Source organism: Pseudaeromonas sp. HNCC25DJ182, from assembly GCF_055413365.1.
On record NZ_JBVAYG010000003.1, the window covers coordinates 195,748 to 209,123 of the forward strand.

At 52.3% G+C, this 13,376-nt stretch carries 12 protein-coding genes; 4 read left to right on the forward strand and 8 right to left on the reverse strand.

Features of this window, described 5'->3' with window-relative positions; translation table 11 throughout:
- Positions 1-2: 2 nt before the first annotated feature.
- From ACZYUB_RS04240 to ACZYUB_RS04250, 3 genes are read right to left on the reverse strand one after another with little or no spacing between them, the layout of a single operon-like run.
- Positions 3-1,250 (reverse strand): ABC transporter permease, encoded by a 1,248-nt coding sequence (locus ACZYUB_RS04240; protein ID WP_463945823.1) that lies wholly within the window; start codon positions 1,248-1,250, stop codon positions 3-5.
- Positions 1,244-1,954 (reverse strand): ABC transporter ATP-binding protein, encoded by a 711-nt coding sequence (locus ACZYUB_RS04245; protein ID WP_463945825.1) that lies wholly within the window; start codon positions 1,952-1,954, stop codon positions 1,244-1,246. The genes ACZYUB_RS04240 and ACZYUB_RS04245 overlap by 7 nt, the downstream gene beginning before the upstream one ends.
- Complete coding sequence (locus ACZYUB_RS04250) at positions 1,951-2,490, reverse strand: ZrgA family zinc uptake protein (protein WP_463945827.1); 540 nt, start codon at positions 2,488-2,490, stop codon at positions 1,951-1,953. The genes ACZYUB_RS04245 and ACZYUB_RS04250 overlap by 4 nt, the downstream gene beginning before the upstream one ends.
- A gap of 421 nt (positions 2,491-2,911) precedes the next feature.
- On the opposite strand from ACZYUB_RS04250, the gene ACZYUB_RS04255 reads away from it, so the two are divergent.
- A complete protein-coding gene (locus tag ACZYUB_RS04255) occupies positions 2,912-3,688 on the forward strand; it encodes a hypothetical protein (protein WP_463945828.1) in 777 nt (258 codons plus the stop codon).
- Positions 3,685-4,476: a glucosaminidase domain-containing protein gene (locus ACZYUB_RS04260; RefSeq protein WP_460884655.1), complete on the forward strand. Its 792-nt coding sequence runs from the start codon at positions 3,685-3,687 to the stop codon at positions 4,474-4,476. The genes ACZYUB_RS04255 and ACZYUB_RS04260 overlap by 4 nt, the downstream gene beginning before the upstream one ends.
- 101 nt (positions 4,477-4,577) lie before the next feature.
- On the opposite strand, the gene ttcA is transcribed toward ACZYUB_RS04260, so the two are convergent.
- The 4 genes from ttcA to rne form a co-directional block, all read right to left on the reverse strand.
- Complete coding sequence (gene ttcA / locus ACZYUB_RS04265; protein WP_463945829.1) at positions 4,578-5,492, reverse strand: tRNA 2-thiocytidine(32) synthetase TtcA; 915 nt, start codon at positions 5,490-5,492, stop codon at positions 4,578-4,580.
- 90 nt (positions 5,493-5,582) lie between these two features.
- On the reverse strand, positions 5,583-6,497 hold the full coding sequence (gene uspE / locus ACZYUB_RS04270) for a universal stress protein UspE (protein ID WP_463945830.1): 915 nt from the start codon (positions 6,495-6,497) through the stop codon (positions 5,583-5,585).
- A 113-nt stretch (positions 6,498-6,610) separates the two neighbouring features.
- On the reverse strand, positions 6,611-7,366 hold the full coding sequence (locus ACZYUB_RS04275) for an FNR family transcription factor (RefSeq protein ID WP_460884658.1): 756 nt from the start codon (positions 7,364-7,366) through the stop codon (positions 6,611-6,613).
- Between the two features lie 265 nt (positions 7,367-7,631).
- A complete protein-coding gene (gene rne, locus ACZYUB_RS04280) occupies positions 7,632-10,679 on the reverse strand; it encodes a ribonuclease E (protein ID WP_463945832.1) in 3,048 nt (1,015 codons plus the stop codon).
- A 433-nt stretch (positions 10,680-11,112) separates the two neighbouring features.
- On the opposite strand from rne, the gene rluC reads away from it, so the two are divergent.
- Together rluC and ACZYUB_RS04290 are read left to right on the forward strand one after the other, a co-directional pair.
- Positions 11,113-12,066: a 23S rRNA pseudouridine(955/2504/2580) synthase RluC gene (gene rluC / locus ACZYUB_RS04285; RefSeq protein WP_463945834.1), complete on the forward strand. Its 954-nt coding sequence runs from the start codon at positions 11,113-11,115 to the stop codon at positions 12,064-12,066.
- On the forward strand, positions 12,063-12,749 hold the full coding sequence (locus ACZYUB_RS04290; protein ID WP_463945836.1) for an HAD family hydrolase: 687 nt from the start codon (positions 12,063-12,065) through the stop codon (positions 12,747-12,749). The genes rluC and ACZYUB_RS04290 overlap by 4 nt, the downstream gene beginning before the upstream one ends.
- Positions 12,750-12,753: 4 nt before the next feature.
- Here the strand turns inward: ACZYUB_RS04290 and ACZYUB_RS04295 are convergent, their stop codons facing one another.
- Entirely contained in the window at positions 12,754-13,371 is a 618-nt protein-coding gene (locus ACZYUB_RS04295; protein WP_463945838.1) for a Maf family protein, read from the reverse strand.
- Positions 13,372-13,376 lie beyond the last annotated feature (5 nt).

Here is a 13,376-nt window from a genome sequence, read left to right on the forward strand (position 1 = left end):
GTTCAGTTCCTCGGGGTCATACCATCGTGAAAGGAAAAGCGTAGGGCTCGCCATGCCGGTAACGTCCCCACCAGTAAGCCGGCCAACCAAATGCTCAGTAGCAGCTCTAGCTCTGTGTTGGTCGGTATCTGCATTGGGAGCCGTAAGCCGTAGTGCAGCTGGATCCAGGGGATCAGGAGTATCAGTCCAAGGTAAAGAGCGGCCATGCCAAGCAGAATGCCACCAGAGACCAGAATCAGTGCTTCGAGTGTCAGCAGCCAGAACAGGTGCGCGGCCGTGGCTCCTAGGGAGCGCAGGATTGCCAACTCTCTGCGGCGCTCATTGAGCCCGGCCAGCAAGGTGGTGAGCATACCGGTCAGGCCCGCAATCACGACAAAGGTAGAGACAAAGGCCAAGGCTTGTTCGGCAACCGACATCAACTGCCAGAGATCACGCAGAGCCACACCCGGCATGATGGCTTGTAGCGGCTCAGGCTGATAACCGTTGATGGCTCGTTGCAGGCTAAAGGTCTGAATCTTACTGTGCAGACCGACCAGTGCCGCAGTAATACTCTGTGGTTGCAGATTATGCCTCAGCGCCTGCTCCGCCGTCAGGTGCTGGGCTTGCTGACCCGTGTCCCAACCGACATGGATGGCTTCGATGCTCGCCAGTGAGACGAGCAATGAGCGATCGACAGGGGTTCCAGTGGGTTGCAGTATGCCGACAATGCGAAAAGGCAGATCCTCATGTCGGCTGAAGCCATGTTTCCCCGTGCCATGGGCGATGATGATGTCATCCTTGAGTTGATAGTGCAGGGCTTGAGCGACTTCGGCACCGATGACCACATCGAAGACTTTTGAAAACGCAGTACCGGCAGCAAATTGCAGTGGGAGGTGATCCCCATACTGATAATGCTGGAAGAACTCGTCCGAAGTGCCGATGACCCTATATCCCTGATGGGAGTCTCCCAATGACAGCGGAATCGTCCAGGCCACGGCAGCTTGCTGCCGTAGAGCCTGATAACTATCCCACCCGATATTATTGGTGGCGTCTCCAAGATGAAAAATGGAATACAGCAATAAGTTAAGTGGGCCGGTTCGAGCCCCGACGATCAAGTCGGTTCCAGAGATGGTGCGGGCAAAACTCTCTTTGGCTTGTCCCTTAACCCGTTCGACGCCCAAGAACAGGCATACACTGATGGCAATGGCGATCAGGGTCAGGCAAGCCGTCAGGCGGCGCGACCATAGACTTTTAGCCGCCAGCATCAGCATACAGCTTCCTCCGGCTGGAGTTGATTCAGTTCACTCAGAGGGATGACGCGGGAAAAATGTGTTTCCAGACTAGGGTCATGACTGACAAACAGCAGTGTGCTGCGTGCGTGACGGCATTCGGCAAACAGCAGTTCCATGAAGGCGGCCCGGCTGCTGGAGTCCAGCGCCGAAGTCGGCTCATCGGCAATCACCAGTGCCGGTTGGCCAATGAAGGCTCGTGCCGCGGCTACCCGTTGCTGTTGGCCTATGCTCAACTGATGCACCGGTCGTTGACGCAGGGAATCCGGTAACTCTAAGGCATCCAGTAAGCGATGGGCCTCCTGAAGTGGTGTGTCTGACAGACGTTGCCGCTTGAGGTGAGAGAAAATTAGTGGCGAGGTGACGTTTTCGAGCACGGATAAGAACGGCAGCAGGTTGAATTGCTGGAAGATATATCCCATATGATGTGCACGAAACTGATCCCGTTGCGAACTGCGCAAGGATTTTAACTCGTGACCCAGCACACTGAGCTTGCCCTGAGTGACGGTGTGGATCCCGGTTAGTAACCCGAGTAGTGTCGACTTGCCGCTGCCGCTTGCCCCCTTGATGAACAGGCTCTCCCCGGCTTGAACCTGGAGGCTTGGGATGTTTAATAGGGTGCTATGTCCAGGCCAGCCAAACTGGACCCCGGACATCGCAATCACCGGCGACTCGAGAGCGATCATTTTTGCAGTTCCACTTGGGGATTCTCTGGACTCAGCTCGCCAGCCCCCTGATGGCTTTGTGCCATGATCTGATAGTCAATGTCTTGTAACGATGCAAAATGCTTGAAGAGTGTCAGGGTGATGGCATTCAGCTCCGTCGGGTTCAGACAGGAATAGGCATAACTGGCTTCAATATCGCCGTGTGCCGTGGACGCTTTGTCATCCAGGTGATGTTGCACCTTGACCTGCTGAAGCTGGCAACCTGCATTTTTTTCCAGATCAACAAAATTATCGGCCTGGTGCAGTGTGGCCAGGGCGGCATCGAGTTGCTGCTTTTGCGCTGCGGTATGGGGTGCGTGTTCGAAGCCTACTATGTCTGCGGCTGGAGCCTTGAGTTCCAATAATAAACTCGTCTCCTCGACGGCTATATTGAGCGTGGCATGTCCATGCTCATGTGCTTCATGTTCGGCATGCGAGGACAATTCGGCCGCGGATAGCATGCAGGAACCACCTAGCCACAGACCGGCCAGGCTCCATCGAATAATAGCTTCACTCATCTGCGTTGGATCTCTTCTGTTGTGCGAAATGATGCGGTGTTAGTTGGCCTGTACCGCTGGGTTTTTTATCTTCCGGGCTGTTCATGACATGGGGATGACAAAATTCTGCCCGGGGGATTTCATGATGGCGACCGGTCCGTTTTGTATGGGGATCCTGGACTCAGCGAGCGTCAGGAATCGAATGAAAAGGGCCCGTGGGCCATTGAAATCAAGACTTGGGAGCCAAATTACTCCAAAGACTGTCGTCTTTGTCTTACTCTATGAAAAATAACCATTTTTTACTTGATTTACCGTTTTGAGGAATTTTTTAACCCGATAAAAACACGATTTTTCTTTCTTAAATGGGGCGAAATCCCGTGAAGTTGGGCTTGGAGGGTAATTATTGCTATAATGCCCACTTTGGTTTATTAAAGAACGGGCAATGACGGATCAGAAACAAGATCTGATAACGATCGGCGGTGATTTACAGCGCTCTTTGGATGCGGGGTTTCAACTCGATCTGAAGGCTGTATTACGCGAAGGCTGGCAATTGACGTCGGGGGCTAAAGCCGGCTTATTGTTGGCAGTGGCAACCGTCCTTGCCTTGATGTTGTTATTGATTCGGCTAGCGGCGTTTAGCGGCTGGCTGGAGACGGATAGCATCGTCATCAGCATGTTGTTTAGCATCATGCTGGCGGCGGTACTATCACCCGTGAGTAGCAGTCTGGATATGTTGGGGTTACGCCGCGCACTGGGATCCCGCGTGCGAGGCAGCATGGTGTTTGATTATCTTCGCCAGGCGCCTGTACTGATCCAGACAAGCTTGCTGCTTTCCGGGTGTAAAGGGGGGCTGGAGAGTTTGTCCATGCATTCGAGCATGGCGGAATCTGTCAGCATGGCACTGCTATTGCTATTCAGTGTCAGCATGTTGTTTACCATCCCTCTGATCTTGGAGCGGGGATTGTCACCGGCGCGAGCCATGTGGACATCCTTTCGCTTGTTTCTGCGTGGTTGGCCACAGTTGTTGCTGTTATACGCTGTGCTGGCTGCGTTGTTTGTCCTAGCCATGTTGCCACTCGGCCTGGGGCTCATCTGGATGATACCGTTCTACTTAATCGTGAATGGCATCGTCTACCGTGATGTATGTGGTGTCCGAGTGCGGATTGAACTATCGCCCAAGGATGCTGCATCGCTCGATAAGGGGAGCTTTGTTGCATGAAGATGACCAGACTATGGACCTTGCTGTTACTCTGCGCCGTGATGCCGGCTGCTGTGGGTAATACTGGTGCGCCGGGGCCTGTGCCTCGTGACGTCCAGCGTGAGCTTGCCACTTCGGTGGCTATGGATCCGCCTGATTTCAAGGCTATTAAGGATCCTGTCGAGCGCAAGCAAGCTTTTGTCAATTACCTGCGTCCGTCTTATGAGACGGTTGCGGCCAATATACTGACTCAGCGCAGTAAACTTGAAAAACTGAAGTCACAGTTGAACCAGGGGATCCAGCTTGCTTCCGAACAGGAAGAGTGGCTGGCGAACATGGGACAACAGTATCGCCTGGATAACCTCCCGCTCAATGAGCAGGGGATTGATCAACTCCTGGTTCGGGTGGATATTCTTCCTCCAGAACTGGTGTTAAGCCAGGCGGCCACAGAATCAGGGTGGGGGACATCCAGGATGGCCCGCAAACTGAATAACTTCTTTGGCCACTATTGCTTTGAAAAAGGATGTGGTGTTTCGCCGTACCGTCGGAATGGCTCTGGAGAAGTCAAGTCGTTTGATTCCCCTGAGCTGGCTGTGCAGGCGTACATGCGGAATGTGAATACACATCCGGCTTACAAGCAGGTGCGCCAGATGCGCGCCGATATGCGTGCGGAGGTAAAGCCGCTGGATGCGGTTGCGTTAGCCAAGGGCCTGAATCGTTATTCGACGATGGGTGATGGGTACGTACGCAAGATCCAGGGGATGATCCGTACCAATCAACGTTACTGGAGTGCCGCCAAGGCAAACTAACCCTTCAGTAACCCGAGTGTGCCTATACAAAGGCCCGTGTTCACACGGGCCTTTGTCGTATCTAGCGCTTGATCATCTGTGTCCGCCGGTATGAGCCGTGCCTATTGCAGCTCTACAATCTGCAAGCGTTCGAGATCATCACTTTCAAGATCCAGAGCCGGGACAGGTGAGAACTCAGGCTTATCGAAGGCGATATCGCCGCCGTCAATCGGGCCTTGGTTTCGGTCCAGATTTTTGAAATCAAACAATTGATTGTCCAACAGGTGGCTAGGAACCACATCCTGCAGCGACTTGAACATGATTTCGATCCGGCCTGGGAAACGCTTGTCCCAGTCAGTGAGCATTTGTTTGATGGCTTGGCGCTGTAAATTTTCCTGCGAGCCGCACAGATTGCAGGGAATGATCGGAAACGCCTTCCACTCAGCATAGCGAGCGAGATCCTTTTCTTTGCAGTAGGCTAGGGGGCGGATCACCACATGCCTGCCATCATCACTAACCAGCTTTGGCGGCATCGACTTCATCTTGCCACCGAAAAACATGTTTAAAAACAAGGTTTCAAGGATGTCATCCCGATGGTGACCCAAGGCGATTTTAGTTGCTCCCAGCTCAGTTGCCGTCCGGTAGAGAATTCCGCGACGCAGCCGGGAACAAAGTGAGCAGGTGGTTTTGCCTTCCGGAATTTTGTCTTTGACGATGGAGTAGGTGTCTTCTTCGACAATCTTGTAGGGAATACCCAATTGTTCCAGGTAGGCGGGCAATACATCGGCTGGAAAGCCGGGTTGTTTTTGGTCGAGATTGACTGCGATGATATCGAAGTGGATCGGTGCACTAGCCCGTAAATTCAACAGAATATCCAACAGACCGTAACTGTCCTTTCCACCGGAGAGGCAAACCATGATCCGGTCACCGTCCTCAATCATATTGAAGTCGGCGATAGCCTCTCCAACATGGCGGCGTAACCGCTTTTGAAGCTTATTCAGGTTATAGACTTGTTTGGAGTTTAATTCGTCAGACATCTGGCAGTCACCCGGGACAAAGTTGGCCGCATATTATAGCCACTGTCCCGGTGACAGCAAGATTTGACGTATTGCGGATGCGTCTTCCGGTTACGTCTGCGAGTCGGGCTTGAGGACCAACAGATCACAATGCAGGCTATCGACAACCTGCTCGGCGGTATTGCCGATTAAGGCGGCTGACCAGCCGGTTCTTCCCAGACTACCGAGTAGGATCAATTCGGCATCCAGTTGTTCAGCAATCTCCGGTAATACATCCTCTGGCAGCCCTTCAATGACATGCGTTTGTGCACTGGGAACATGGTGTTCCCGAGCAAATTCATCCATCATGCTCTGATGATGTAACAAAATGGCCTCGTTATAGATCTCGGGGGTAAAGCCGGGAACCTCCAGCGCGATATTAACCGTAGGCGAGGGTACTGCATTCACCAGATGCACATTGGCTTTGACCAGTTTGGCAACATAGTTAGCCTCTTTGAACAGTTTTTGGTTGAGTAAATCCTGCTCTGGTTCACTACTAAAATTAAGGGCCACAACAATATTGCCATCCGCTGGCCAATCGTGTTCTTTGACCAGTAGAACGGGAAGGTGGCATTTGCGGATCAGCTGCCAATCCAGCGGAGTGAAGATAAAACTTTCCAGCAGAGAGTGCTGATGCGCGCTCTTGATGACCAGATCATGACCGTGCTGGTTGACCTCGTTGAGAATGCTCTCGGAAGGGCGACTATGCCAGACCACCTTGAGGGTCATATCTAGCCCCTCATCCAAATAGGGCTGGATCAGGCCTTCGAGCCATACGCGGCGTTGTGCAACCACACCTTCGCGCATCTCATCCCGCTCTTCCACAGAGAGGATGGAGGTGATTTCATAGGAGAAATCATAAATCGACATGAAGACTTTGATGGTCGCACTATCCTGCAGCCGAGCAACTTCGGCGGCACGATAGAGTGCGGGTTGAGCTTCCATATTGGGATCGATGACGACCAGAATATTGCGATATTTGATCATATGGCCCTCTCACAATTGTTGAACGCTTGAATAGCCTGTAAGCAGGTTAGCGCAAAAGCAATAAACAGAGTGCTGTTTGGGTCAACAAATGAGGATGTTGACCCCGTGTGAGCCTAGCAACTGGAATGTGTGGGTAGGCCCGCCAATTCAGCCAGAGATGGGCCATCAATAATCGTCACATATTTACCTTTGACCCGGATCAGCTCCAGCTTCTGAAAGCGGCCGAGTAACCGACTAATTGTTTCTACGGTCAGCCCGAGGTAATTGCCGATATCGCCCCGAGTCATGGAGAGGCGGAACTCGCGGGCAGAAAAACCACGTTCCGCAAAACGAGTTGAAAGGCGATGCAAGAAAGCCGCCAGACGCTCTTCGGCATTCTTTTTGGATAACAAGAGGATCATCTCTTGATCCCCCATAATTTCGTTACTCATAAGGCGCATGATTTGCTGGCGAAGTTTCGGCATCTTGCCGGAGAGGTCGTCCAGTATCTCAAATGGGATTTCGCAGACCATGGATGTTTCCAGAGCCTGGGCAAATGATGGGTGATGCTGTTTATGGATGGCGTCAAAGCCTATTAGGTCACCTGCCAGGTGAAAACCGGTGATCTGCTCATCCCCTTGTTCGGTGATGGTGTATGACTTGATCGTTCCAGAGCGAATGGCATAGAGAGACCTGAGTTCATCGCCAGCCTTGAATAAAGCCTCGCCTTTTTGGATCGGTTTTTTGCGCTCAATGATGTTATCGAGCTGATCCAGCTCATTGTCATTCAGACTGAATGGAATGCAGAGCTGACTGATGCTGCAGTCTTGGCAATGGATGGCGCAGCCACCGGATTGCACTCTTTTTCCAAGTTTCTTGTCTGGGGTCATAGGCTCATTCGGTTAAAATTGATTTTTATCAAACAATTTTACCATCAAGCCTGCCTGCTTGAACAGATATTAAGAGGCCAACAGGCTAAAAACCCCGGATGACTCGGCTATGAAATTGAATAAATATGCTTGCTTATTGCTTCGATGAAAAAATTGTTCGCCGATGCTATCTATCGGAATTGTGACTATTGGATCAGCCGATAGGATGGAAATGGATTGCATAAAAAAAGCCGCGCAAGCGCGGCTTTTTCGGTTACTGGTTTGCTCAGGGACGAGTCATAGGGGCTGACGCTACACTACGCAAATCGGTGATACTAGCCTTACGTCCTGACACTTGGACAGCCTGACGTTCAAACGGTGGATATTCGACATGCTTGGCTGGCAACTCAGGCGCTGACGGCGGCAAGGTCATTTCGGCTTGTGCAAAGTGTACATTCGAAACGATCCCGCTGCGGCGACGGGCCTTGTTTGGCTTGGCCATGACCACCTCAACCGGTTTCACTGCGGTGGCTGGTTCGCTATGAACCGGCTCGGGTCGTGCGGTGACATCGGTGACGACCGGTGACGAAACTTGGGTGGCAATGGCTGGCGCTGTGGCTTCTATGACCGATGCGATCTCTTCAGCCGGAGCTTCGGCCTCAACGGGAGCCTCTTCCGCGGACACTACGAGTTCTTTTGCCTCAACAACCGGAGCTACGAGTTGCTCAGGCATTTCGCGGGTAGCTGTGGTTTCGGTGATAACGGGGAATTCGACCCGATCACTTTCCTCATGAATATCATGAGCAATGCCACCCTGCTCAGGAGCTTGCTCATCGCGAACTGCGCTGGTCCGACGACGACTACGACGAGGCTTGTCACCTTCGCTGGAGCCATGTTCTTCAGTGCCGGACTGCTCGTTCTGTTCAGAGCTTTCACCACGTGGCTGGCGTTGACGACGCGCATCTTCATTGATGCGTTTACGGCGTTGCGGTGCCCGAACCTTTTGCTCATCAGTCGTAGAGTCAGTGACGTCAGTGGCGAGCAGGTGCCCTTCGACAACGGCAGCAACCAGCGGGGTTTCGACTTGCTGGATATCTGCTGTCTTGAACTCGTCACGACTTGTCCAGTCATACTCTTGCTCACTGGCTGCAGATGGCAGTTGGGGCTGCTCTGTTGCCGGCTCGCTAACTCGGACCTTCTTACGCATGTTGCGGCGCTCACGACGTTCTGCAACTTTTTGCTCTTTTTCCTGACGCTGCTGCAGATCGGCCTCATTCACTACCACTGGTGCTTCTGCTGCTACCGCTTCCCGATTGTCACGTGGCTTACGTTCTGGACGCGGAGTCCGTTCGCTACGGGCTGGGCGTTCTTGGCGTTCAGTGCGTTCCTGAGTATTACGCTCGGTTCGCTCCGTACGTTCTGGTCGTTCATTTCGCTGCCGACGAGTCGCTGGCTTTTCATCACCATTGCGGAAAGCTTTGTCATCGTTGCTCTTGGCGAAAGACTCTTCTTTATCCTTTACCACGCGCTCACGACGGGGGTCAGCTGGACGGCGACGATTGTTATCACGAGAAGCACTATTGTCACGACGACTGCGATTATCCCGACGTTCTGCCGTGGGCTTGCTTGGCGCTTCCTCCGCGGGGGAGTCGCTACGGAACAAGGCAGTTAATGCGGCAAACAGACGCGAGACCAGGCCTGGTTGTGGTTGCACGACGGCGACAGGAGCTTGTTGTGAAACTGGGGAACTAAAGCCCTGTACGGCAGGCTCTGTTATGGCTGCTTTGGCTTCAACCAGCTTCGGCTCATAACCATCACGCACCAGTTCGTTTTTCAACTCGTAGCTAGGCGCTTCGTTGGCCTCACCAGAGCGAACGCGCAGCACTTCAAAATGCGGTGTCTGCATCTGCTCGTTCGGGATAATAATGATCCGGACTTGATGACGCTGTTCCAGCTTCAGAATTGCCGTGCGTTTCTCATTTAACAGGAAGGCTGCGACGTCCACCGGAACTTGGGCATGCACCTGATCGGTATTGTCCTTGAGCGCTTCTTCTTCGATCAGGCGCAAAATAGCCAGTGCTAAAGACTCATTATCCCGAATGGTGCCTTGACCCATGCAACGCGGGCAGACATGAGTGCTGGACTCATTCAGCGAAGGACGCAGACGTTGGCGGGAAAGTTCCAGCAAACCAAAACGAGAAATGCGGCCTAATTGGATACGAGCGCGATCCTGACGAACGGCATCACGCAGGCGATTTTCCACTTCGCGTTGATGACGGACTGGCGTCATATCGATAAAGTCAATGACGATCAGGCCACCCAGGTCGCGCAAACGCAGCTGACGGGCAATTTCATCGGCAGCTTCCAGATTGGTTTGCAGCGCTGTTTCTTCAATATCGCCACCCTTGGTAGCACGAGCCGAGTTGATATCGATCGAGGTCAATGCTTCGGTCGGGTCAATGACGATAGAACCACCGGAAGGCAAACGAACCTCACGCTGGAATGCGGACTCAATCTGGCTCTCAATCTGGAAATGGCTGAACAGAGGAATTTCGCCGTTATACAATTTGACTCTATTGATAAAGTCAGGACGAACCAATTCGATATGTTGTTTGGCTCGTTCGAAAATCTTCGGGCTGTCGATGAGAATTTCACCGATATCGCGGCGCAAATAGTCGCGGATAGCACGGACGATGACGTTACTTTCCTGATGGATCAGGAAGGGGGCCGCTTGCTGGTCAGAGGCGGTTTTGATGGTATCCCAGTGCTTGAGCAGAACATTCAGATCCCACTCCAGCTCTTCGCGGGATTTGCCTACACCTGCAGTGCGCACGATAAGACCCATACCATCCGGAACTTCGAGACCATTGAGCGCTTCTTTGAGCTCGGTGCGTTCATCACCCTCGATCCGGCGAGAAATACCGCCCGCGCGTGGGTTATTGGGCATCAATACCAAATAACTACCAGCCAGACTGATGAAAGTGGTTAACGCCGCACCCTTGGTACCCCGTTCTTCCTTGTCGATTTGAACAATAACTTCGTGACCTTCACGAATCACTTCTTTGATGTTCGGACGACCGGAAAAGGAGTAGTTGGCAGGGAAATATTCGCGAGCTATCTCTTTAAGCGGTAAGAAGCCATGTCGTTCAGCTCCGTAATCAACGAAGGCAGCTTCGAGACTGGGTTCTACCCGGGTAATTTTACCCTTATAGATGTTGGCTTTTTTTTGTTCGTGCCCCGGACTTTCGATGTCCAGATCATAAATGCGTTGACCATCGACGAGGGCAACGCGCAACTCTTCTTCTTGAGTTGCATTAATTAGCATTCTTTTCATTCAATTCTCTAAATAAATTCGTTCTGATGTGAAATGCAATCGCCATTTGAGGGATTGAAAAAGAGAACCGGCCTCGAGTCTGTAGCATGGTCGAGCAACCTCCCGGTTGGTCATGCATGAGGCGCACATGGGATTCGTCTTCGCATCCTTTACCCAGCTAGAAACGCAACTTCTGCGTAGTAGCATAGAACAATCTGGCGAAATCAGGATTTTGCGTAACTATCAGACTGCCACAGCAGGCTCAAAGAGGGTGTAAAGAAATTCACTGACACAGCATCCCTGACCTGTTGTTTTCGGTCGAGCCTGATCCAACCCGTTTTCCAGGCGGTTGGCTACATAAAATCGCACGCATTATTCCATTTTAACGCCAACCATAGCAAGGCAGCGTTTTGGCTTTGCGACAAAGCTCGCCATCTGATGTAGAATCAGCGCCATGAATACATCAACTCAACAAGTGCGGCTGCTGGTAATCGATGCTGAGCAGGAAGGGCAGCGCATAGATAATTATTTGAAGACTCAGCTAAAAGGTGTGCCAAAGAGCCTGATTTACCGGATCTTGCGCAAGGGTGAAGTGCGGGTGAATAAAAAACGCATTAAGCCGGAGTACAAGCTGGTCGCAGGTGATGAGGTACGTGTTCCTCCTGTGCGAGTGGCTGAGGCCAATGAATTGCCTTCGGCAAAGCTCTCCAGTATTCAGGCTCTGGAGGCCATGATCCTATTTGAGGATGATGCTCTGATCGTTCTGAATAAGCCGGCGGGAATGGCGGTTCATGGCGGTAGTGGTCTGAGCTTCGGGGTTATTGAAGCCTTGCGCTCATTACGCCCTGAGTCCCGGTTTATGGAACTGGTGCATCGTCTCGATCGCGATACCTCTGGCTGCTTACTGATTGCTAAAAAGCGCAGTGTGTTAAAAAGTTTGCATGAGCAGCTGCGTCTAAAAACGATGCGCAAGCAATACAGTGCCTTGGTGCGAGGCCAATGGCAGGCTCATGTCAAAGTGGTCAATGCTCCACTGTTGAAGAATGTGTTGCAATCCGGCGAGCGGATTGTTCGCGTGAATCCAGAAGGGAAACCCTCGGAGACCCGCTTTCATATTCTCAAACGTTTTGCGGAAGCGACCTTGGTCGAGGCCAGCCCTATCACAGGGCGAACCCACCAGATTCGGGTGCATACCGCACATGCGGGTCATCCGATTGCATGCGACGACAAATATGGTGAAGCCACGTTTGATGGAAAAATGCGGGCGCTGGGTTTGCAACGTTTATTCCTCCACGCCAGTCGATTGACGTTTCGTCATCCTGTTGATGATAAAGATATGACAATGGAAGCGCCGCTCGATCCTCATTTACAAGCATTACTTAATAAGCTGGATAGCGATAAGTCATGAGTTTGCCTTATCAACTCCTGATCTTTGATTGGGATGGTACCTTGATGGATTCGGTGGCTCGTATTGTCTCTTGCATGCGACAGTCCGCCATCGACTGTTCACTGCCTGTCCCTGACACGAAGGCTGTCCACGATATTATTGGATTGAGTTTGCGTACGGCAATTCCGATGTTATTTCCTGGTGTGTCCGCTACGGGTGTCGAAGAGGTACTGGCGCGTTACCGCGAACATTATCTGCATCTAGATACGACGCCAACCCCCTTGTTTCCGGGGGTTGAATTGCAACTCCGGACTTGGCGTAACAGTGGCTATCAATTAGCTGTTGCGACAGGAAAGGCGCGGGCCGGGTTGGACCGAGTGCTGCTTGAAACCGGGTTGGGGCCGTTGTTTGCGTCAACTCGAGGTGCGGATGAGGCTCGTTCTAAACCCGATCCCTTGATGCTGGAGCAGATCCTGGAACAACTGGATGTTCCTGTGAGTCAGGCGGTGATGGTGGGGGATTCCATTCACGATATGGCCATGGCGCAAGCACTAGGCATGGATCGGATTGGAATTACCTGGGGTGTTCATGGGCTGCAGCAACTGCAAGCCCATGAGCCGATCGCAATGGTTGATAATTTGGAACAATTGGCTCGCTACCTGTCGTCTATTCAGGACAGCACGCTTACCGCTGAGGCAGAGTAGATCACTACTGTGGTAATTTAACTCCCCAACTCAGCAGCATATCGGTGAGGGCCATCAGCGGAAGACCGATCAGGGTATTGGGATCTCGCCCCTCAAAGCGTGTAAATAGGCAGATCCCCATACCCTCACTCTTGAAGCTACCGGCACAGTCGTAGGGTTGTTCTCGTTGTAAGTAGTTCTGGATGGTGACTTCATCCAGAGTACGGAAATGAACGGTAAAAGGCTCCACGATCGATTGCTGCTGGCCCGTCAGGGTGTCATGCAGACATAAGCCGGTAAAAAAGGTGACAGCATGGCCCGATAGTTGCCGGAGTTGCGAGACCGCTTGCTCGTGGGTTCCTGGCTTCCCCAGAATGTTGCCGTCGATGGTGCATACCTGATCAGAGCCGATGACCCAGCCTTGATCAAGACGGCTGGCGACATCACTCGCTTTTGCGATGGCTAAGCGCTTGACCAGCTGCTCGGCGGTTTCACCCAGCAGCACTGTCTCATCGGTATTTGGTGCCATGGCTGTAAATGGCATACCCAGTTTACCCAGCAGTGCTTGGCGATATGGCGACGTGGATGCGAGAATAATAGGTGACATGGTTGTTTTATCTGGCAGGGGATGTGTGGCGATCATACCCA